Source organism: Asaia prunellae JCM 25354, from assembly GCF_000613885.1.
Lineage (GTDB): Bacteria > Pseudomonadota > Alphaproteobacteria > Acetobacterales > Acetobacteraceae > Asaia > Asaia prunellae.
The window spans coordinates 1-814 of the sequence record NZ_BAJV01000037.1; the positions used below are offsets into that span (position 1 = coordinate 1).

At 62.2% G+C, this 814-nt stretch carries 1 protein-coding gene; it reads right to left on the reverse strand.

Translation table 11 applies throughout. The features are described 5' to 3' along the window. Nucleotides 1–346 precede the first annotated feature (346 nt). Nucleotides 347–814, reverse strand: a 468-nt coding sequence (locus JCM25354_RS15400; protein WP_025886745.1) for an energy transducer TonB, incomplete at its 5' end; no start/stop codon positions are given.

Below are 814 nucleotides of genomic sequence, written 5' to 3' on the forward strand. Positions count from 1 at the left end.
CGCAGCCTGGGGAGCAGCCGGAGCAGGCTGGGCTGCGGGCGCATCCTGGGCAAGAGCAACGGCCGGCACGACCACACCTTGCGCCACGGCAAGCGTGACTGCCAGGGCCGGGGCGGCGAGAGCGGGAAGGCGGAACAGTCTCGTCATTAACTCCAAATCCTCTGAAAAAGAGTCCCGCAAATCAAGGACTCTGGCAGTACCATCCCTTTCTGCACGGGACGGCTTGGTTTCTCACATTCACGGGATACGGAAGCTGCCTGCTCCCGCTCCCGCTGGGTGACGGGATCAGACCGACCCCTTACCCTCATTCTCATTCCCGGCCGGAAAGATCCCGACCGGTTCGCACTCAATCATCGCCCAGCGCGAAGTTGATATGCAGCGTATGATGGTGCTCGACCACGGCCTGACCATTGCTGACGGCCGGCTGGTAGCGGGCCTTGCGGAGGAATTCCATCGCAGCTTCCACAAAGGCGTGTCCACCGGAAGAATTCAGCACCTGACAGTTCGACGGCTTGCCACTCGTATCAATGTCACAGGCCACCGTCACACTGCCCTCACGATTTTCCTCGAGCATTTCCTCAGGGAATACAGGCTTTGCTCCGTTGATCGGCACGGCGCCGGCAGAATGATCAGGAACAGGCGGCCCCACAGGCGCGGAAGGCGTCGGCGGTGCGGAAACAGTCGCTGGCGGCATCGGAGCCGGCGGCTTTTCATGCGTTACCTGCTTGATCACATGCTTCTGCGGCGGAGGCTGAATCTGGATCTTCGGCGGCGGAATATATGGCGGCGGCGGCGTCGTCATCTGCGGCGGCGG